This is a genomic window from Streptomyces sp. CLCI03 (genome assembly GCF_053615355.1).
Window position 1 is genome coordinate 7432143 of record NZ_CM132132.1, and the last position, 19311, is coordinate 7451453.

A 19311-nucleotide genomic window follows, 5' to 3' on the forward strand; every position below is an offset into this window, starting at 1 on the left:
CGTACCGGACGCCGCCGGCCCTGACACCGGCCCCGGTACGGCGGAGCCCCGCCGCCGATCCCCCCCCGGCACCCTCCCTCTCCTACGCAAGGAGCCCTCATGCGGCTGCTCAGCTACACCCTCGACGACGCCTCCGTGCGTCTCGGCGCACAGGCCGACGACCTCGTCGTGGACCTCACCGCCCTGGCCCGGCAGGCCGGCGTACGACTGCCCGCGGACCTGCTGTCGTTCATCCTGGCCGGCGCGGCCGCCCAGGAGACCGCGCACGGCCTGCTGGCCGCCGGTCCCGAGGCCTGGCCCGCCGAGGCCGTCCACCGGATCGACGCCGTGTCCCTGTGCGCACCCCTGCGCCCCGGCAAGATCATCGGTGTCGGTCTCAACTACATCGAACACGTCGAGGAGTCCAGCCGCAGCCTCGACACCGACAAGGACCTGCCGCCGCGGCCCGTCCTCTTCGGCAAGCCCGCCACCGCCGTCACCGGCCCCGGCCGGCCGATCCTGCACAACGCCGACCTGACCACCCAGCTCGACTGGGAGTGCGAACTCGCCGTCGTCATCGGTCGCCCCGCCTTCCGGGTGAGCGAGGAGGAGGCGTACGAGCACATCTTCGGCTTCAGCATCCTCAACGACATCAGCGCCCGCGACCAGCGCCGCTCCGGCCAGTGGTTCTTCTCCAAGGGCCAGGACTCCTACGCCCCCTTCGGCCCGGTGGTCGTCACCCGCGACGACATCCGGGACCCGATGAACCTGGACCTCTCGCTGCGCGTCAACGGCGTCACCAAGCAGAAGTCGAACACCCGGCACATGCTCTTCCCCATCGCCCGCCTCATCGCCGACATCAGCTCCGGCATGACCCTGGAACCCGGCGACGTCATCGCGACCGGTTCGCCGTCCGGCGTCGGCGCCGGCATGGTCCCGCCCGAGTACCTGCGCCCCGGTGACACCGTCGAAGCCACGGTCGAAGGCATCGGCACCCTGACCAACCCCGTCGTCGACGCCCGCTGAGGAGAGCGATGTCCCCCCGTACCCACCGCATCGGCCAGATCGTGCCGAGCTCCAACGTCACCATGGAGACGGAGGTTCCGGCCATCCTCCGGGCCCGCCAGGCCGTCGTACCCGACGAGCGCTTCACCTTCCACTCCAGCCGGATGCGCATGACCCACGTGACCCCGGAACAGCTCAAGGCCATGGACGCCGACTCCGACCGCTGCGCCGTGGAACTCTCCGACGCCCGGGTCGACGTCCTGGGCTACGCCTGCCTGGTCGCCATCATGAGCATGGGGCTCGGCTACCACCGTACCTCCGAGCAGCGCCTGCACACCCGGACCGTCGAGAACGGCGCGCCCGCCCCGGTCGTCACCAGTGCGGGCGCCCTCGTCCACGGGCTGCACACCATGGGCGCCGAGAAGATCGTGCTGCTGGCCCCCTACATGCGCCCGCTGACCCGGACCGTCGTGGACTACCTGACGCACGAGGGCATCGAGGTCCTGGACCACCAGGCCCTGGAGATCCCCGACAACCTCGACGTCGCCGCCCACGACCCGGCCCGGCTGCCGGGCCTCGCGCGGGCCCTGGAGTACGCCGACGCGGACGCGGTCGTGCTCTCGGCGTGCGTGCAGATGCCCTCCCTCGGCGCCATCGAGGAGGCCGAGCAGCTCCTGGGCAAGCCCGTGGTGTCCGCGGCGGTGTGCACGGCCCACCAGATGCTGCGGGCCCTGGACCTCGACGCGGTGGCCCCGGGAGCGGGCCACCTGCTGTCGGGCAGGTACGCGCGCACCCCGCTGCCGAGTTAGCCGGTACGCCCACGGGAGCGTCGCCGCGGAGTGGCGCGCGGCCGGGGTCCCTGACGCGAAGACCTGTGCGGTGAGTTCCTGGACGGCGCCCACCGCACGGAGGTCCTCGCCGTGTTCACGCCCTCGACGGACCTCTCGTGTCCTTGGCGGAGACCCGGGCACGGGCGAGGGAACCGATGCGTGAGGGGTCCCACCCCGTGTGGTCGAGCGCTCTGCGGTCCGCCCGTACCGCCATTTCGGGTGCGGCCAGGTCGGCCGCCGGCCGCCGGCCGCCGGGACCGGGCGGTCGCGGCTCAGCCCCGGGCGCGCGATCCCGGGAGGATGATCGTGACCCCGCGCCCGGCCGCCGTGCCCATCGCGGCCAGGGCCGCCGGGGCGGCGTCGAGCGGGATCGTCGAGGTGACCAGCAGGTCCGGCCGCAGCGCGCCGCCCCGGACCAGCTCCATCATCGGCGGGTAGGCGTGCGCCGCCATGCCGTGGCTCCCCAGGATCTCCAACTCCCAGCCGATCACCCGGTCCATCGGCAGGGCCGCCGCCCCGGCCGCCGCCGGCAGCAGTCCCACCTGCACGTGCCGCCCGCGTCGGCGCAGCCCGGCCACCGAGGCCGCCGCCGTCGCCGGTGAGCCCAGCGCGTCGAGGGACAGGTGCGCGCCCCCACCGGTCGCCTCCCGGACCGCCCGCGCGGTGTCGGCGGTGTCCTGGGCGTCCAGGCAGTGCACCGCTCCGAACTTCCGCGCCAGCTCCAGCGCCCCCGGCGCCGTGTCCACGGCGACCACCCGGGCCCCGGCCGCCGCCGCGATCATCACGGCGGAGAGCCCCACCCCGCCGCAGCCGTACACGGACACCCACTCGCCCGCCGCCACCCGGCCCCGTGCCACCACCGCCCGGAACGCCGTCGCGAAGCGGCACCCGAGACCGGCCGCCGTCGCGTACGACAGCTCCTCGGGCACCGCCACCAGATTCACATCGGCGTGGTCCAGGGCCACGTACTCGGCGAAGGACCCCCAGTGCGTGAACCCGGGCTGCGTCTGCCGCGCGCACACCTGGTGGTCGCCGGCCGCGCAGTCGGCGCAGCTGCCGCAGGCGCACACGAACGGCGCCGTGACCCGGTCACCGACCCGCCAGTTCACGACACCGGCCCCCACCGCCTCGACCACACCGGCGAGTTCGTGGCCGGGCACGTGCGGCAGCACGATGTCCGGGTCGTGCCCCATCCAGCCGTGCCAGTCGCTGCGGCACAGCCCGGTGGCCTCCACCCGTACCACCACCCCGCCCGCCGGCGGACTCGGCTCCGGTACCTCCCGTACCTCGGCAGGCTCGCCGTACCGTTCGAAGACCACCGCTCGCATGGATCCCGCCCTCCGCTCGACTGCCCGCACGGTACCCGTCGCCGAGGGCGCCGTTCACGGCGCTCCCTCGCCGGCCCGGGCGAGCGCCAGCACGCCCCCGCAGATCAAGGCGATGCCCAGCAGTTGGGGGAGCAGCCACCAGCCCGACCGCAGGTGTTCCTCGTACAGGACCACCCCCAGCGCGATGCTGATGCTCGCGTCGCCGAGGGTCAGCGCGGGCTGCGAGGCGACCAGCGGGCCGCCCTGCATGGCGTGTTCCAGCAGGAGCAGGGCGCAGATGCCACTGGCCCCGAAGGCGTACGTCTCCCAGGTCGTCAGGAAGGCGACGAAGCCGCTGTCGTCGAGGACGTGCACCGAGGACTTCATCAGCGCGGCGGTGAGCGCGTAGCAGACGGCGGTGGCGGCGCCGAGGCAGCCGGCCCGAGCACGGCCGGGCGGCAGGCGCATCCCGGCCACGGCCAGGGCGGCCACGACGACCGCGCACGCCGGCAGGGCCACCACCCAGCGCTCGGCCGGCACGTCCGTCCGGTTGCCCACGGGCGAGGCGGCCACCAGAGCGACCCCGAGCCCCGCCACCACCCCCGCCACGGCCAGCCACAGCGCCCCCGGCAGCCGCTGCCGCGTCACCAGCGAGGCGATCAGAAGCGCGAGCGGCAGCTCCAGCACGAACAGCGGCTGTACGAGGGCCAGGGCACCCGTGGCCAGCGCCACGGCCTGGCCCACCCCGGCCGCGATCACGGCCAGGATGCCGCCGATCCACAGCGGCCGCCGCAGCAGATCGAGGACCAGGCCGAATCGGAAGCCGTCGCTCTGCGGCACGGTCAGCGCGGCCCGCCGCTGGAGCACGGTGGCGAGTGCGTTGCTGAACGCCGCGAACAGCGCGAAGAGGACCGGCAGGACGACGCCCATGCTCCGATCCTCACGGCGTCCGCCGCCCCGCCGTGGCACGACACCGGGCCACGACCGTCCTGCCCCGCGCATTCCCCCGTCCGGACCTGCCCGGCAGTCCTCAGGGCCGCCCCGCGGCCCGGCGCAGGGCCAGCTCGGCGAGGGCCTCCGGGGCGCCGGCCTGGCCCCGGACGCCGGGGAAGGCGTTGATGTCCACGATGAGCGGTGTCCCGCCGCCGGTGTCGATGATGTCCACGCCGTAGACGTCGAGCGCGAACACCGCACCCACCTCGCGCACCAGTTCGGCCCAGCCGGACGGCAGTTCAGCGAGCGGCAGCGGGCGGGTGGGGCCACGGCCCTCGGGGGAGAGCTCCGAGCGGCGCAGGGCCGAGAACACCTGGTCCCCTATGGCCCACAGTTTGTGGTCCCAGCCGCTGTTGGGCGCGTAGTCCTGCACCACGACCGGCTCGTGAGGCCATTCGCGGGCCAACTCCCGCAGCCGTGCCGTGTCGTTCACGCGGGCGACGAGGTCGCCCCGGCGGCTGCGCCGGCTCTTGACCACCACGGGAGCCTCGATCAGGGCGCCCGCGGCCCACGCTCCGAGGGAGTCGTGGGTACGGGTCGCGGCGAAGGGCAGCCCGGCCCGCAGGGCGAGCTCGGCCATCGCCGTACGGTCCTGGCACAGCTCGGTGGCCGCGGCGGAGTTCACCACGGCCGCTCCCCGCCGCTCCAGGTGGCGCGCGAGACCCAGCGCGTGCGGTGTCCGCGACTTCAGCAGGTACACCTCGGCGAGCGGCAGCGGTACCTCCCCGGGCGTGACCGGATCGAGGGCTTCGACCGTGTGCTCCGGGGCCAGCAGCGCGGTCGTGTCCGCCAGCAGCGGGTGCCCGGGCTCCGGGGTGATCAGGCCGATCCTCACGCGCCGTCACCTCCCACGGCGGAGACCTGTGCGGGGATCGACAGGGGCACCGGGTACGGCAACGCCACGGGCGGCGGCGGGGGTGGGCAGGCGCCGCCCGCCCGTGCGAGGTCGAGGACGGCGCGGGCCACCCGCGCGGCCGCGTCCGGCACCTGACGGAAGCTCGGGAAGTCGTTCACGTCGACGACCACCGGGCCGTCCGGGCCCAGCAGCACGTCCACGCCGTACAGGTCCAGCCCGTAGACCGACCCCACCTGGGCGGCGATCGCCGCCACCTCGGCCGACAGCGGCACGCGCCGCTCCCGTACCGAGGGATCGGGGTGCAGCGGTGAACAGCGCTCGGTCGCGAACAGCTCGCCACCGACCGCGTACACCTTGATGTCCGTGCCCGAATTGGGTACGTACGGCTGGGCGATGAGCAGGCCCTCGCCCGCGAGCACGGGCAGCAGCGACTCCAGCCGCTCCGGCGAGGACACCAGGTGCACGGCCCGCCCGGAGCTGCCGTCGGCCGGCTTGACGACGAGCGGGTACTCCGCCTCCGGGATCTCCCGGAGCAACTCGGGGCGGGCCACCGCGTAGGTGGGCGGCAGCGGGAGCCCCCGGCCGCGCCCGAGGGCGGCGGCCAGTGCCTTGTCCCGTACGCCCCGGATCGACCGCGCGTCGTTGACGGTGGTCAGCCCGGCCGCGGCGGCGGCTTCGAGCAGGGTCAGTCCCGGGCCGCCGGACACCGTCTTGAGCACCCAGGCGTCGTGGGCGCCCGCGTCCACGGCCTCGGTCATGCGCAGCAGCGAGCCGCCGGGCCGCACGACATCCACGTGGTGCCCCCAAGCGGTCAGCTGTCCGATCACCTCGTTCGGCATGCCGTCGTGGCGGTAGTGCTCCTCCACCAGGAAGCAGAGCCTCATGGACCTTCCCCATATCCCCGGACGTCCGCCGAATCCGCCCGGCGAGTTGTGACGTCACAGGATGTCATGGACCGCAATGTGATGATCGGTCCGCGTGTGGGCTTCCTTGCTACCCTGCCCGTTCCGCGTCACCGGGGGAGGGATCAGGACGGCATGGGCGATCGGTGGACGGAGCCGCTGCACGGGCTCGCGGGGAACGAGGCCGCACCGGCGGACGTGCTGCTGCGACTGCTCGGCCACGAAGACGAGTGGCTGCGTCGCGCGGTTGCGCAGCGCGCGGCTCTTCCGCAAGAGGTGGTCGAGGCCGTGCTCGTCCACCCGGACCGCCGGGTCCGGGCCGCCTTCGCCCAGAACGGCGGAGCCGACCCCTACCAGCGTGCCCGGCTGGTCGACGACCCGTCCGCGTCGGTCCACCTCGCCCTGGCGCACGGCCCCCTGGCCTACCGGCGGCGGGTGGCCCCGCTCCCGGACCGGGCCTACGAGCGGCTGCTCGACCACCCCAGGGGCATGGTGTCCGGCGAACTGGTCAGGTGGGGCACCGCACCCGCCCACATCCTGGCGGGACTCGCGGACCACGAGGACCCGATGTTCCGGGAGGCGGCCTGCCGTGCCTGGGGCCGGCTCGCGGACGAGGTCCGGGAGCGGCTCCTGCACGACGAGGACCCACAGGTGCGGCAGGCCGCCGCCCTGCGGGTCTGCCACGAGGACGAGGAACGGACCACCTGGCTCGTCGACCGCTCGGGGAGCGGGTGGCACCTGGGGGAGGTCCTGGCGAGGGGCCGACTCACCCGAGAACTCGCAGAACGCCTGCTCGCGCGGGGCGAACGGATCGCCGCGCTCGCCGCCAACCCCTCGCTCCCGCCCGACCTGGTGGCCCGGCTGGCCGTCGACCCCGACCCGAGGGTCCGCCTCCAGGTGTCGGCCCGCCCCGAGCTGACCGAGTCCGAGCGCGCCGCCGTCGACCACACCGTGGACGCCGAGGACCGGCTGCCCACCCTGGGATGGGTGTGGGAGCGTCGAACGGACGCCGCGTTCCTACAGCAGTGCGCCCGTTCCGCGCACACCTGGCTGCGCCGCAGCGCCGCCGTCTGCCCCGGCCTACCGGCCGACGCCGTCGAACTGCTCGCGGGCGACGAGGACTTCGCCGTACGGCTGCTGCTCGCCGAGTTCCACCCCGAGCCGCCGCCCGAGTTGCTCCTCGACCTGTTCCTGAACGGCACCCACCGCGCCGTGGGCATGCTGGTCTCCAGGCCGGGATTTCCCGCCGCCGGGCTCGCCGCACGCCTCGGCGACTCCCCGGACCCGAGGGCCCGGCGCCTGGCCCTGCGTGACCCCGGCCTGGAGCCGGAACTCCTGGACCGGCTCGTCCGGGACCCGGAAACACGCGGCGCCGCCGGCCGGGACCCCCGGCTCCCGGTGGCCCGGATCCGGGAGTTGCTCGCCGACCCTGATCCCGAGGCGGCGGCCGCCGCGGCCGCCAATCCCGCACTTCCCGCCGCGGATATGCGTCAGTTGCTGGACCGGGCGAAGGTGCCGGAAATTCCGATGAATGAGCGGACGATCGGCTGCTAGGTTGATCACGTGCCGAAGTTGAATCAGATCATCGCAGTGGAAAAGGGCGTCAAGTCCAAGTCCCTCCAAGAGCTCACGCAGGCTCACCACGACGTCCAGAAGCCCGCCCTGCTGGCCGGAATCTCCCGGACCTACCAGCCCAAGGACGAGGAGGGCGAGCAGCTGCCGCCCGAGTCGACCCGGGTGCAGGTCAAGGCCGAGGACGTGCTGCGGGCGACGGCCGGCACCCTGACGAGGCTGTTCGACGTGACGGCGACCAAGGACTGGGCCAACCGCACCGCGGCCGCCGATGTCGTCGTGGACGGAACGGTCCTGCTGGCGCAGGTGCCCGTGCCGTACCTGCTCTTCCTGGAGAAGCAGCTCACCGACATGCACACCTTCGTACGGAAGCTGCCGGTGCTGGACGCCTCCGAATCCTGGAACCTGGACCCGTCCACGGACTCCTGGAAGACGGACCCGGTGCGCACCATCCGTACCAAGAAGGTGCCGCGCAACCACGTGAAGGCCGAGGCCACCGAGAAGCACCCGGCGCAGGTCGAGGTGTACTACGAGGACGTTCCGGTCGGGTACTGGACGACCGTGAAGTTCTCCGGTGCGCTGCCGGCCCGTCGGGTCAACGAGCTGCTCGACCGCGTGGAGAAGCTCCAGCAGGCCGTCAAGTTCGCCCGCGAGGAGGCCAACAGCGCCGAGGTCACCGACCAGCGGATCGGCGACGCGGTGTTCGGCTACTTGTTCAAGTAGCCCCGAAGACTCCCTCCGCATGTCTGCGGGGGGTGCGCGAGAGCGCAAGCTGAAACTGATGTTGAAGCTGAACGAGGGTGTCAGTTGGGGGTTCGAATCCCTCCCCCGGCATTGCGAGCCGGGGTGGCCCAAGCTGGTAGAGGCGGCCCTTCAATCTCAGATTATCGCTCCAGTCTCAGTATTCGCCGCCGAACACCGGATCGACCGAGCGTGGACGATCATCGATGGATGGGGGTTCAAGTCCCCTCTGTGCCTCTTCTCATGGCGCGGTAGTTCAAAGGTAGAACACGTCGATCTAAGAATGATCCGCGACTCTTAAACGTGCCGGTGTGCGCAATTGGGTGGCACACAGGAGCCCGGGAGCTGGATATGCTCCCGGGCTCCGTCACGTTCCGGCCCGGTCCCCGCCCGGACCCCGGACCCCGGACCCCGGAACCGGAGTCCGGGGTCCGGGCTCGCGCTCCGGTCAGACCGGTACGGACACGAACGTCCGGCCCGACTCGTTCTCGACCAGGATCGCCTTGACGTCCGCCGGGTCCACGGCCGCCGAACCGTCCAGCCCCGCGCCCTTGCCCTCGCCGTTCTCCTGGCCGCCCACGACCCAACTGCCCGCGGTCGTGCGCGTGCCGTTCTTGGAGACCACGACCAGCCGGCACCGCTCACCCGGTGGAACTCCCGTGACCGCGGCGCGCACCCGCACCCACTTCGTCGCGGGCGTCATCTGCACGGTCATCCGCGCGCCCGAGGACTGATCGGTCCCGGAGAGCGTCTTGGTCCCGGCGGGCGGCGGCGAAGGGTTCGCCGTGGCCGTCGGGGACGGTGGTGCGGGCAGCGCGACCGCGTCCGGATCGCCCGTACCCAGCTGGGTGCCGGCCCAGAACACGGCGGCCAACGAGGCCGCCACGGCCAGTCCCGCGAGGCCCGCGCGCCGTCGCGAGTCACCGGCCCGCTCACCGCGCATCTGCCGCAGGGTGCGCTGGAGCAGCAGGTCACCGCCCTGCGGCGGTCCGTCGAGGAACGCCTCGTCGGGCACCTCGCCCAGAGCCGCCTCCATCTCGCGCAACGCGGCCACCTCCTCCCGGCACTGCACGCATCCGCTGGTGTGTTCCTCGACCCGGCGGATCTCCTCGACGTCCAGGACGCCGAGCACGTAGGGGCCGAGCAGTTCCTCCTCGTGCCGCTGCCGGTTCATGCCACCACCTCACGCAGTCCGGCGGGCTGCTGGGGCGGCCTGCCCGATCGCTTTCCTTCTCTGGAACCGATGTCCCTGAATCCGTCGCTCTTGAAGACGTCGCGCAGCGCCTTGAGGGCGTAGTGCGAGCGAGATTTGACCGTACCCGCCGGGATGCCGAGGCTGTCGGCCGCCTCCGCCACGCTGAGCTGTCGGTAGTACAACTCCTTCAGGACGTCCCGGTGTTCCGGCGACAGCTGATCGAGGGCCCCCAGGACCGTCATGCTGTCCACCACGGAATCGGCGTGGTCCGCCTCCACCGGGGGAGCGGACGAGGCCCCGGACACCTCGGGCGGTCGGGCGGCCTTGGCCCGGTAGCGGTCGGTGATGATGTTGCGGGCCACCGTGAGCAGCCAGCCGCGCACCGAGCCCTTTCCGTTGACCAGCACCTCGGAGTGGCGCCAGGCCCGGATCAGCGTCTCCTGTACGACATCCTCGGCGGCGGCCCGATCCCCGGTCAGTCGGGTGGCGTACGCGAGCAGGGCGTGGCCGTGCTCCTCGTACACCGACTTGATCAGTGCCTCATCGGTCGAGCCCCGCCGAGTGCGGGGCCACAGTGGTCCGGCCATCTCACCCTCTCCGTCTTCCTCGCATATGTGGTGCGGTCGGAACACGCCACCAGGACGGATTCGGTTCACGTGACCTACGTCACTCGGATCCCGTCGCTCGGGTCGGGTCGCTCAGGTCCGGCAGACACGGCCCTTGTTGAGGCAGTCGACGACCGTGGCCATCTGCCGATCGGTCATCACGTTCACGAACATCGCGTGATCCGTCTTCGGGCTGTGCCGCTGCTCGGGGAAGGAGTCGAGGGCCACGTTCAGCCCCGAGGGGATGTCGTAGGCGAGGGAGACCCGCAGTTCGGGCACCGGGAAGGTGTCCTTCGGGCAGACGCCGTTCGCGGCGGTGAACAGCAGGTGCGAGCGGTGCGTGACGCCGACGGTGTCGATGCCGTTCCAACAGCTCGGGAAGACGAGGGTGCGGGTGACGCGCTCGCCCGCCGGGCAGCGCGGATAGCGGGTGGTGGCCCGGTCGGGGGAGCCCGAACACCCCCACCGCGCCCGGACGTCCGCCTCGCTGCCCGCCGTGTACGCGACGGCGTCCCCGGTCATCCCGCGCAGGAAGCGCGGCATCGGCACCACCTTGCTCACGGGATTGCCGCGGAACTCCACCTGGACCGAGGCCTCCGGCACGATCTCGCCGACGTTGCCGTGCCCCGCCGAATCCTCGTGCGGGCGCGTGCCCGGCCGATCGGGGCGACGCAGGACGGGCCAGTAGTACGTGGACCGGTCGCCGCCCGCACAGCTCGTGGCGGCCGCGGCCAACGAGGCCTCCGTCGACAGCGCGTCGGTGGCGAGGTTCCCCACGTAGGCGTGCGTGTGATGGGCGCCGCCCGGCAGGCCGGGCGAGACCACGAGATTGTCCTCGTTGTAGTGACGCTCCTCGTTGCGGCCGCAATCCACCACCATCGAACCGGTCGACCCCTCGGCCCCGGAGGCGGGAGCGGCCGCCGGAACGCGCGGAACCTCACGGATGTCCACGTAGTCGGAGGCCACCGGCCGCCCGTCCGCCGCCCCGGCCTGCGGGCCGACCGCTCGCCACGCCCCCAGTACCGCCGCGATCAGCACGCCGCTCAGGACCAGGCAGAGGGCGAGAGTGAGCAGCCGGTGTTCGTTCCCCATGCCGGTCACCGTCGCCGCTGGCGTCGCCGTCGTCAACCTGACATCCGGATGGTGGTCCGGGGAAGATCGATAGGCTGTCTCCATGACGGCGGGCGAAGAGACCGAAGGCGTGGGCGACGATCCGTACGGCGAGGGTTGGGACGCCACGCGCTCCTGGGTGGAGCACGGGCTGTCCGAGGCCGAACGCGTCGAGAACGTCGTACGGCTGCGCGGCGGCTGGACCTCGCGGATGCGCCGGCTGGACCTGGGCGGCCCGGACGGTCGGCGCTCGCTCGTGCTGCGGTCCTTCGTCGCACCCTTCTACGTCCGGCACGCGGAGGGACTGCTGACCCGTGAGGCGGACATCCTGCGGCTGCTCGCGGACACGGACGTACCGGCGGCCGAACTGGTGGCGGTGGACGCGACGGCGCGGCACTGCGACCACCCCTCCTTGCTGATGTCCCTGCTGCCGGGAACCGTGCGCGTGGGCGACCGGCAGGCCGACGACCGGGCCGACCTGCTGGCCCGCCAACTGGTACGCATCCATCACCTGCAGGTGCCCGCGCAGCGGCGGCCGCGCACCTACCAGCCCTGGGCCTCCGCCGAGCGCGTGAGTCCGCCCGCGGACACCGAGCGGCCCGAACTGTGGCAGCGGGCCATCGACGTCATCCGCCGCGAACCCCCGGCCTACCAGGGCCGCTTCCTGCACCGGGACTTCCACCCGGGGAACGTCCTGTTCACGGGTACGGGCGAGGATCTGCGGATCAGCGGTGTCGTCGACTGGGTGGAGACCTCCTGGGGGCCCGCCGACCTGGACGTGGCGCACTGCTCGACGGCCCTCGCCCTGCTGCACGGCGTACCGGCGGGGATGCGCTTCGCCGACCGTTACGCCGCCGCGGGAGGAACCCTGGCCGAGGACCGCACCGCCCATCTCCACTGGCGGCTGCTGGACGCGCTGGGCTTCGCGCCGGACGCGGAGAAGGTCGGCGTGCCCTGGCGCGAGTTGGGCCGCGTCGACCTGACGGCTCGTGTCCTGACCGAGCGGCTGGAGGGGTACCTCCACGCCCTCTTCGAGCGGTACGCCTGAGTCGCCGCATCCCGACCGGCCGCCCGTCGCGCACCGACGTCGGCCGGGATACGGCGAGCGCTCAGCCGAGGACGTCGGTCCCGAGGATCCGGCCGACGACCGCCGCGGTGCGCCCCAACTCGGCGTGAGGCACCGGGTCCCGCAGGCGCCGGCGCGGCCGAGGTTGTCCGTGGGGCCGCTTGTCCGGCCGTGCGGCGACCGCGCACAGTGGGGCGTATGACAACAGAGCTGACACCGGCCGAGCTCCTGCACGCCTTCGCCCGCACCCGCGCCTCGCTCGACGGCGCCGAGGTCACCTACTGGTGGACCGGGGACGTCCACTCCTGGGCCCCGGGCGAGCCCTACCGGCGCCTCTTCGGCTTCGAAGGGCTCAACGTCGCGCGCCTCGTGGCGGACGAGGAAATCGGCGGCTACCAGCTCCTGTCCCGGGAAGCCGCCTTCTACCTCGACCCCGTGACCCGGGAGATCCTGGAGACCTGGCAGGACAAGCCGGTCGTCCACGTCCGGAACGATCCGGCCGACCAGAAGTGGCGCCCCTTCCCGGTCCCCATGACGGACCTGGGTGACCAGATCTGCTTCAGCCTGGAGATCCCGCTGGCCTACCCCTCGCCCCTGCCGGTCGCGGAGTACCCGGCACAGTCCGCCGACGACACCTACCGAGCCCTGGAGCTGTTCGAGTTCTTCGCGCCCGCGAGCACCTTGACCACCGACGCGGTGAGCGTCCCCGCCACGATGTCCTGGACCCGGATGTCCCCGTGGCTGCCCTGGATGGAACAGGGGCAGCGCCCCGGCGGCCTCACCTTCCACTGCCGCGGCCGCAAGCTGGACTCGTACGCGCAGGTTCCGGAGCGCACCCGCGCATATATCGCCGAAAATCAGCCTGAATTCGCCCATGCGCCGGAGAAGTGGAGCGAGCCGAACGAGACCAGCTGGACGTACTTCCGCAAGCTGTTCCCGCCCCGCTAGAGCCGGCCCCCGCCTCCACCCCCGGTCCCGCGCGGCGTGCGCGCGGTCACCGAACATCCCTGGTCAGAGCCCTGCCAAGGGGCCCCCGGGGGGTGCCGCAGGGGGTGGACAAGGGTTTTCCCCGTATCGAGTTCATCCCCGTGTTGCCTACTGTCTGCCCACCGGCGATCTTCCCCTGGCTCTGCGGCACACACGCCAACCCCACATGGCGTGAAGGCGGCATCGGCCGGGGGGAGAGCCGGGACCGCCGTTGCCTGGCCCCGCTGTTGCGGCTCGGGCGACGTGGCGCGCGGCGGAGCCGGGGCGAGCTCGACCAACTCGCTCCCGGTCCCGCGGCCGCCGGAACCTCCCACACTGCACTGACCGGCCGCTCCGGCATGCCCGGGAACGGCCCTCGAAGGGGAACACGTGCACGCTTCCAGACGTAGGCTCATATCTGTGGTGGCCATGTCGGTCACCCTGCTCGCCGGCTCCGCGACCGCCTCCGTGGCCCTGGCCGTGGAGGCCCCCGCCGCGGCCCCCGCCGCCACGGTCGCCCCCACCGCGCCGGTCGAGAACCTCATCGTCGGATACAAGTCCTCGGCCACCGAGGCCAGCTCGAACACCGCGGCGGCGGACGACGCCACCGCCAAGGGCAAGAAGGCCGGCAAGAAGGCGAAGTTCGACCGCCGCCTCGGCACCGGTGCCGCGCTCGTCAACCTGGGTGGTGCGACCGCCCCGGCCGACGCGGCGAACGTGATGGCCCAGTTCCGCGCAGACCCGGACGTCGCCTACGTCGAGCCGGACACCCGCGCCTACGCCCAGGCCGTCACCCCGAACGACACCGAGTACGCCAAGCAGTGGGACCTCTTCGAGTCCACCGCCGGCATGAACGTCCCCGGCGCCTGGGACAAGACCACGGGCTCCGGCGTCACCGTCGCCGTGATCGACACCGGCTACGTCGCCCACTCGGACGTCGCGCCGAACATCGTCTCCGGCTACGACTTCATCTCGACCTCCTCCGAGGCCCGCGACGGCAACGGCCGAGACAGCAACCCGGCCGACGAGGGCGACTGGAACGCCACCGACGGCGAGTGCGGTGTCGGCTCCAAGGCCAGCACCTCCTCCTGGCACGGCACCCACGTCGCGGGCACCATCGCCGCGGCCACCAACAACTCCAAGGGTGTCGCCGGCATCGCCTACGGCGCGAAGATCCAGCCCGTCCGCGTGCTCGGCAAGTGCGGCGGTGCCACCTCGGACATCGTCGACGCGATCACCTGGGCCTCCGGCGGCTCCGTCGCGGGCGTCCCGGCCAACGCCACCCCCGCCAAGGTCATCAACATGAGCCTCGGCGGCCCCGGTGCCTGCGGCACCAGCTACCAGAACGCCATCAACGCCGCCGTCGCCCGCGGTACGACCGTCGTGGTCGCCGCCGGCAACAGCAACGCCAACGCGTCCGGCTACTCGCCCGCCAGCTGCAACAACGTGATCAACGTGGCGTCGACGAACCGCGCCGGCGAGCGCTCGTACTACTCCAACTACGGCTCGATCATCGACATCGCCGCCCCGGGCGGTGAGACCCGCCGCGCCACCGACACGCCCGGCACCGTCACCACCCCCGAGAACGCGATCCTCTCCACCCTGAACGCCGGCACCACCACCCCCGGTGCCGAGATCTACAAGCCCTACCAGGGCACCAGCATGGCCGCCCCGCACATCGCGGGCCTGGCCGCGCTGCTGAAGTCGGCGAACACCTCGCTGACCCCGGCCCAGATCGAGTCGGCGATCAAGACCAACGCCCGTCCGCTGCCCGGCACCTGCACCGGTGGCTGCGGCGCCGGCCTCGCCGACGCGGCCGCGACCGTCGCCGCCGTGACCTCGACGCCGCCCACCTCGGGCCGCGAGAACACCACGGACTACGCCATCGCGGACAACTCCACCGTGGAGAGCCCGATCACCGTCACCGGTGTCACCGGCAACGCCCCGGCCGCCCTCAAGGTGGGCGTGAACATCGTTCACAGCTACATCGGTGACCTCAAGGTCGACCTGGTCGCCCCGGACGGCAGCGTCTACAACCTGCACAACCGCTCCGGCGGCAGCACGGCCAACATCAACCAGGTCTACACCGTGAACGCCTCCTCCGAGGTCGCCAACGGCACCTGGAAGCTGCGCGTCAACGACAACGCCGGCGGCGACACCGGCAAGATCGACTCCTGGAACCTGACCTTCTGATCAGGAGCCAACTCGGCCTGACGGCCAGATAGTACGGACCAAAGCGAGCCCGCGGACCTGCTGATACACCTCGTATCGGCAGGTCCGACGGGTTTTCCCGGGACGTGACTGATTTCTGCGTCACAATCCGTGGTCGCCCGCCACTCGACCTCGTATTGTCGCCTCTCACAGGAAGGGCACAGGAGCTGGGGATCGAGAGGCTGGTGGCTGTGCGTGGTGGCGGCGACGGGGCACGCTGACACAAGTGTCGGACACGGAGAACTGGTCAAGGCGGTCGACCGCGCGTTGACCGCGCACGGCCGGGCGCTGTTGATCGGACCGGCCGGCGCGGGCAAGACCGAGGTCGTGCGCGCCGTCGTGGCCGCGGCCGAAGCACGCCGCGAGACCGTGCTGTGTCTGGCCCCCGAGGCCGCCGACCAATGGATACCCGAGGCGTCCGCCGCCGCCCTCCTCGCCTCCGTACCCGGCGCCGCCCTGGACCAGCTCTCGGGTCCCCAGCGCACCGCCATCGCCCTCCTGCGCCGCGAGGCCGACGCCCCCCGGGCCGGCCGCGACCACATCGCACTGCGCCTCGCCGTCGTCGAGGTGCTGCGGGCGCTCGCCGACCGGCACCCCGTCCTCCTCGTCCTCGACAACGCCCAGTGGCTCGACGCCGAGAGCACCGACCTGCTCCGCTTCGCCCTGCGCCTCACCCCGCCCGGCGTACGGGTCCTGGTCGCCGAATGCGTCCAGGGCGGGGTCCCGGTGGGCGAACCCCTCTGCGGCCCCGGCGTCCCCGCCATCCGTGTCCCCCCGCTGGGCGCCGACGAGGTAGCCGAACTCCTCGTCCGCCACGGCCTCCCGGCCCGCCTCGCCGGCCGCATCCACCAGGCCAGCGGCGGCAACCCGCGCCTGGCCCTCGCCCTCGGCCACTCCCTCGCCGAAGCCGCCGAGGCCCGCGACTGCAGCGCCCACCACGCCGACGCCCTGCCCGTCTCCGGACAGGCCCGCGAGGTGGCCCGCCGGCTCCTGGCCGGAGCCCCCGTCCAGGCCCGCCGCACCCTGCTGCTCGCCGCCCTCGCAGCCCGCCCCACCATCTCCCTGCTGCGCCGGGCGGGCCGGCCCGACGCCGAGGCCGAGCTGGCCGAGGCGGAACGGGCCGCGCTGGTCAGGGTGGGGGAGGACGGCTCCGTCGAGTTCACCGCCGGCGCCCTGCCGACCGCGCTGGCCGCCGACGCGGGCTGGCCCGAACGCGCCGCCGGGCACGCCGCCCTGGCCGAGGCCGTCGACGATCCCGTCCAGGCCGTACGACACCGCGCGCTGGCCGTGGACACCCCCGACCAGTGGCTGGCCGAGGAGATCACCGAGGCCGCCGCGGCCTGCCGGCGCCGGGGCCAGCGTGCCCTCGCCGCCGAACTGGGCCTGCTCGCCGCCGAACGTACGCCGTCCTGGCTGGCCGGCGAGGAACTGGCCCGCCTGGTCGCGGCCGCCGAGGACGCCGGCTGGTCCGGCCGCGCCGACCTCGCCCGCCGTGCCACCGGAGCCGTCCTGGCGCGCGACGCCTCGCCCGCCGACCGGGTCCGGGCCCGGCTCGCCGTGATCGACGCCGCCGGGCAGGCCCTCGGCGCCCTCGACGAGACCATCGCGTACGCCATGGACGAGGCCGCGGGCGACCCCTCGCTGCAGGCCGCCGTCCAACTGAGGATCGCCTGGAAGCACAACCTCAGCGACGGCGACCCGGTCCGCTCCCGCGACGCCGCGGCCCGCGCCGGGGCGCTCGCCGCACTCGGCGGCGACCAGGTCGCCGAGGCCATGGCCCTGACGGTACGGGCCCGGATGGGCCGGATCCTGGGCGACCCCGGAGCCGAGGCGATCCTGGCCGAGGCCCTCGCCCTGCCCGCCCCCGAGGTACCGCTCGGCATGCGCAACGCGCCCCAGTACCTCGCCGTCCGGCACGCCCTCTTCGACGACGGCCTCGACGACGCCCGCCGCCAGCTCATGGTCCTGCTGCCCGCCGTCCAGCGCACCGGCTCCGCCGAGGACGTCTTCGAGGTCCTGCGCAGCCTCACCGAGGTCGAACTGCGCGGCGGCCGGTGCGAGGCCGCCTCCGCCCACGCCCGCCGCGCCCTGGAACTCACCATAGACGCGGGTCTCTCGCCCGGCCCCGCCTGGTACGTCGCCGCGATGGCGGAGGCCATGGGCGGCAGCTTCGCCCGGGCCGCCGGCTACGCCCGACGCGGCATCCAGGCCTCCCAGGAGGAGCAGGACCAGGTCTTCCTCTCCCGCAGCCTGCATGCGCTCGGCCTCGTCGAACTCGCCACGGGAGAGGCGGCGAAGGCCGTCGCCACCCTGCGTCGGGTCGCCGAACTGGAGGCCGCCCAGCAGGTGGTGGACCCCTCGATCCTGCGCTGGCACGGGGAGCTCGCCGAGGCCCTGATCGCCGCGGACGCCCCCGAGGAGGCGGCCCGGTTGCTGGCCTCCGTCCGCACGATCGCCGTCGGCCTCGGCCGGACCGGGGTCGTCGCGGCCCTCGACCGGGCCCGCGGGCTGTGCCTGTCGGCGCAGGGCGACGCGGACGCGGCCGTGCATCTGCTGGAGGCCACCGCCCAGCGCTTCGACGTGCTGCGGCTGCCGCTGGAACGCGGCCGTACGCTGCTCGCCCTCGCCCGGGTGGAGCGCCGCCGGCGCCGGCGGGCGCCGGCCCGCGCGGCGCTGCGGGCCGCGGCCGAGGTGTTCGACCGGGCCGGGGCCGCCCCCTGGACGGAACTCGCCAGGGAACCGGCCCCCGGCGACGGCGCCGGTGCGCGGGTACCGGCGGCCGCGACCCTGACCGATGCCGAGACCCGGCTCGCGCTGCTGGTCAGCCAGGGCGCCAGCAACCAGGAGGCCGCGGCGAAGCTGTTCCTCAGCGTCAAGACGGTGGAGGCCCGGCTGACCCGTATCTACCAGAAGCTCGACGTCCGCTCCCGGGCCCAGCTGGCCACCGCGCTGCGCACGCGGTGACCGTCACGGCACCGCGGCTCAGCAGCCGAGGTTGTTCCCGGGGGTCACCCCGAGCAGCTGCGTGAAGCTCTGGTACTTCGAGATACGGCTCTGGACCTGGGCGGGGTTGCCGCCGTTGCACTCCAGGGAGCCGTTGATCGAGCGGATGGTCTCCCCGAAGCCCGCGCCGTTCACCATGGCGGCGTGGGCGGTCATCGTGCCCGGGCCGTTCTGGGTGTTCCAGTACCAGAGCGCCGTCTTCATGGCGACGGCCGGATCCTGCTCCACGAGGTACGGGTTGGCGAGCAGGTTGATGCCGAGGGCGTCACCGGCGGCCTTGTAGTTGAAGTTCCAACTGAGCTGGATGGGTCCGCGCCCGTAGTAGGCGGCCTGCCCGGCGGGACAACCGTACGGCTGGCTCGCGTCGCAGTAGTGGGGGTAGTTGGCGGTGTTCTGCTCCACGATGTGCACGAGTCCGCCCGTCTCGTGGGAGACGTTGGCGAGGAAGGCCGCGGCCTCGCGCTTCTTGGTGGTGTCGTCGCCGGTCTTGGCGAATCCGGGGTAGGCGGACAGCGCCGCGACCAGGCCGTTGTAGGTGTAGAAGGGGTTCCGGTTCGGGAACATCTGGTTGAACTGGGCCTCGGAGACCACGAATCCGGAGGGGTTGCCCGGGTCCGGGTCCGTGCTCCCGCCGCCGCAGGTGCCCTGGTCCGCCCAGACGCCCCACTGGCCGGTGGTGCCGGGCGTCTCGCCCTGGGTCCACCACTTCGCCTGCCAGTTGTGGCCGCCGTACGAGGCGCTCATGCCGCCCGTGTAGACGGCCGAGGAGGCCCAGGCGCCGGCGCAGGGGGTCGCGGCGACGGCGGAGGAGGAGGGGAGGGTGAGGGCGAGGCCGGCCGTGACGGCCGCGGCGGCGGTGAGGGCGAGGGCGCGGAGGCGAAGCGCACGTATCACGTAACTGCTCCTTCAGTGGGGGGACTTGCCGTGGGGGCAACGGTGCCCACTGAACCGAAAATGGTCTGAACCTGTC

16 protein-coding genes are annotated in these 19311 nt (G+C 73.0%); 8 read left to right on the forward strand and 8 right to left on the reverse strand.

Going from position 1 to position 19311, the window contains the following annotated elements; translation table 11 throughout:
• Positions 1 to 99: 99 nt before the first annotated feature.
• Positions 100 to 1005 (forward strand): fumarylacetoacetate hydrolase family protein, encoded by a 906-nt coding sequence (locus tag ACWG52_RS34200; protein ID WP_453126854.1) that lies wholly within the window; start codon positions 100 to 102, stop codon positions 1003 to 1005.
• An 8-nt stretch (positions 1006 to 1013) separates the two neighbouring features.
• Positions 1014 to 1793 carry a maleate cis-trans isomerase family protein gene (locus ACWG52_RS34205; RefSeq protein ID WP_389812858.1) on the forward strand — a complete coding sequence of 260 codons (780 nt, stop codon included), beginning with the start codon at positions 1014 to 1016 and terminating at the stop codon, positions 1791 to 1793.
• A gap of 293 nt (positions 1794 to 2086) precedes the next feature.
• On the opposite strand, the gene ACWG52_RS34210 is transcribed toward ACWG52_RS34205, so the two are convergent.
• From ACWG52_RS34210 to ACWG52_RS34225, 4 genes are all read right to left on the reverse strand, one after another.
• Positions 2087 to 3142, reverse strand: a complete 1056-nt coding sequence (locus tag ACWG52_RS34210) for a zinc-binding dehydrogenase (RefSeq protein WP_453126856.1) — start codon at positions 3140 to 3142, stop codon at positions 2087 to 2089.
• Positions 3143 to 3196: 54 nt separating this feature from the next.
• Positions 3197 to 4051 (reverse strand): DMT family transporter, encoded by an 855-nt coding sequence (locus ACWG52_RS34215; RefSeq protein WP_390136353.1) that lies wholly within the window; start codon positions 4049 to 4051, stop codon positions 3197 to 3199.
• A 100-nt stretch (positions 4052 to 4151) separates the two neighbouring features.
• Complete coding sequence (locus tag ACWG52_RS34220; RefSeq protein ID WP_389812866.1) at positions 4152 to 4949, reverse strand: ATP-grasp domain-containing protein; 798 nt, start codon at positions 4947 to 4949, stop codon at positions 4152 to 4154.
• Positions 4946 to 5854 (reverse strand): ATP-grasp domain-containing protein, encoded by a 909-nt coding sequence (locus ACWG52_RS34225; protein ID WP_389812869.1) that lies wholly within the window; start codon positions 5852 to 5854, stop codon positions 4946 to 4948. The genes ACWG52_RS34220 and ACWG52_RS34225 overlap by 4 nt, the downstream gene beginning before the upstream one ends.
• 153 nt (positions 5855 to 6007) lie before the next feature.
• Between ACWG52_RS34225 and ACWG52_RS34230 the strand changes: the two genes are divergently transcribed.
• A complete protein-coding gene (locus ACWG52_RS34230; protein ID WP_453126858.1) occupies positions 6008 to 7426 on the forward strand; it encodes a hypothetical protein in 1419 nt (472 codons plus the stop codon).
• A gap of 9 nt (positions 7427 to 7435) precedes the next feature.
• A complete protein-coding gene (locus tag ACWG52_RS34235) occupies positions 7436 to 8167 on the forward strand; it encodes a DUF7873 family protein (protein WP_033225830.1) in 732 nt (243 codons plus the stop codon).
• Positions 8168 to 8633: 466 nt separating this feature from the next.
• Here the strand turns inward: ACWG52_RS34235 and ACWG52_RS34240 are convergent, their stop codons facing one another.
• From ACWG52_RS34240 to ACWG52_RS34250, 3 genes are all read right to left on the reverse strand, one after another.
• Complete coding sequence (locus ACWG52_RS34240) at positions 8634 to 9359, reverse strand: anti-sigma factor (protein WP_375943532.1); 726 nt, start codon at positions 9357 to 9359, stop codon at positions 8634 to 8636.
• On the reverse strand, positions 9356 to 9967 hold the full coding sequence (locus tag ACWG52_RS34245; RefSeq protein WP_030725819.1) for a sigma-70 family RNA polymerase sigma factor: 612 nt from the start codon (positions 9965 to 9967) through the stop codon (positions 9356 to 9358). Before ACWG52_RS34245 ends, ACWG52_RS34240 begins: the two co-directional genes overlap by 4 nt.
• A gap of 111 nt (positions 9968 to 10078) precedes the next feature.
• Entirely contained in the window at positions 10079 to 11077 is a 999-nt protein-coding gene (locus ACWG52_RS34250) for a DUF1996 domain-containing protein (protein WP_390136355.1), read from the reverse strand.
• Between the two features lie 82 nt (positions 11078 to 11159).
• On the opposite strand from ACWG52_RS34250, the gene ACWG52_RS34255 reads away from it, so the two are divergent.
• The 4 genes from ACWG52_RS34255 to ACWG52_RS34270 all read left to right on the forward strand — a co-directional run bounded on the left by ACWG52_RS34255 (position 11160) and on the right by ACWG52_RS34270 (position 18302).
• Complete coding sequence (locus ACWG52_RS34255) at positions 11160 to 12143, forward strand: phosphotransferase family protein (protein WP_453126862.1); 984 nt, start codon at positions 11160 to 11162, stop codon at positions 12141 to 12143.
• A gap of 216 nt (positions 12144 to 12359) precedes the next feature.
• On the forward strand, positions 12360 to 13109 hold the full coding sequence (locus tag ACWG52_RS34260) for a DUF1838 family protein (RefSeq protein ID WP_389812885.1): 750 nt from the start codon (positions 12360 to 12362) through the stop codon (positions 13107 to 13109).
• Between the two features lie 447 nt (positions 13110 to 13556).
• Positions 13557 to 15320, forward strand: a complete 1764-nt coding sequence (locus tag ACWG52_RS34265) for a S8 family serine peptidase (RefSeq protein ID WP_389813216.1) — start codon at positions 13557 to 13559, stop codon at positions 15318 to 15320.
• Between the two features lie 216 nt (positions 15321 to 15536).
• Entirely contained in the window at positions 15537 to 18302 is a 2766-nt protein-coding gene (locus ACWG52_RS34270) for an AAA family ATPase (protein WP_390136538.1), read from the forward strand.
• Between the two features lie 18 nt (positions 18303 to 18320).
• On the opposite strand, the gene ACWG52_RS34275 is transcribed toward ACWG52_RS34270, so the two are convergent.
• Positions 18321 to 19235 carry a glycoside hydrolase family 19 protein gene (locus tag ACWG52_RS34275; protein ID WP_389812887.1) on the reverse strand — a complete coding sequence of 305 codons (915 nt, stop codon included), beginning with the start codon at positions 19233 to 19235 and terminating at the stop codon, positions 18321 to 18323.
• Positions 19236 to 19311: the final 76 nt, after the last annotated feature.

Bases quoted from the DNA above. Each gene is read 5' to 3' on its own strand.
- ACWG52_RS34250 (WP_390136355.1), bottom strand. From the start codon at position 11,077: ATGGGGAACGAACACCGGCTGCTCACTCTCGCCCTCTGCCTGGTCCTG.
- ACWG52_RS34215 (WP_390136353.1), bottom strand. From the start codon at position 4,051: ATGGGCGTCGTCCTGCCGGTCCTCTTCGCGCTGTTCGCGGCGTTCAGC.
- ACWG52_RS34245 (WP_030725819.1), bottom strand. From the start codon at position 9,967: ATGGCCGGACCACTGTGGCCCCGCACTCGGCGGGGCTCGACCGATGAG.
- ACWG52_RS34240 (WP_375943532.1), bottom strand. From the start codon at position 9,359: ATGAACCGGCAGCGGCACGAGGAGGAACTGCTCGGCCCCTACGTGCTC.
- ACWG52_RS34200 (WP_453126854.1), top strand. From the start codon at position 100: ATGCGGCTGCTCAGCTACACCCTCGACGACGCCTCCGTGCGTCTCGGC.
- ACWG52_RS34205 (WP_389812858.1), top strand. From the start codon at position 1,014: ATGTCCCCCCGTACCCACCGCATCGGCCAGATCGTGCCGAGCTCCAAC.
- ACWG52_RS34255 (WP_453126862.1), top strand. From the start codon at position 11,160: ATGACGGCGGGCGAAGAGACCGAAGGCGTGGGCGACGATCCGTACGGC.
- ACWG52_RS34225 (WP_389812869.1), bottom strand. From the start codon at position 5,854: ATGAGGCTCTGCTTCCTGGTGGAGGAGCACTACCGCCACGACGGCATG.
- ACWG52_RS34265 (WP_389813216.1), top strand. From the start codon at position 13,557: ATGTCGGTCACCCTGCTCGCCGGCTCCGCGACCGCCTCCGTGGCCCTG.
- ACWG52_RS34260 (WP_389812885.1), top strand. From the start codon at position 12,360: ATGACAACAGAGCTGACACCGGCCGAGCTCCTGCACGCCTTCGCCCGC.
- ACWG52_RS34210 (WP_453126856.1), bottom strand. From the start codon at position 3,142: ATGCGAGCGGTGGTCTTCGAACGGTACGGCGAGCCTGCCGAGGTACGG.
- ACWG52_RS34230 (WP_453126858.1), top strand. From the start codon at position 6,008: ATGGGCGATCGGTGGACGGAGCCGCTGCACGGGCTCGCGGGGAACGAG.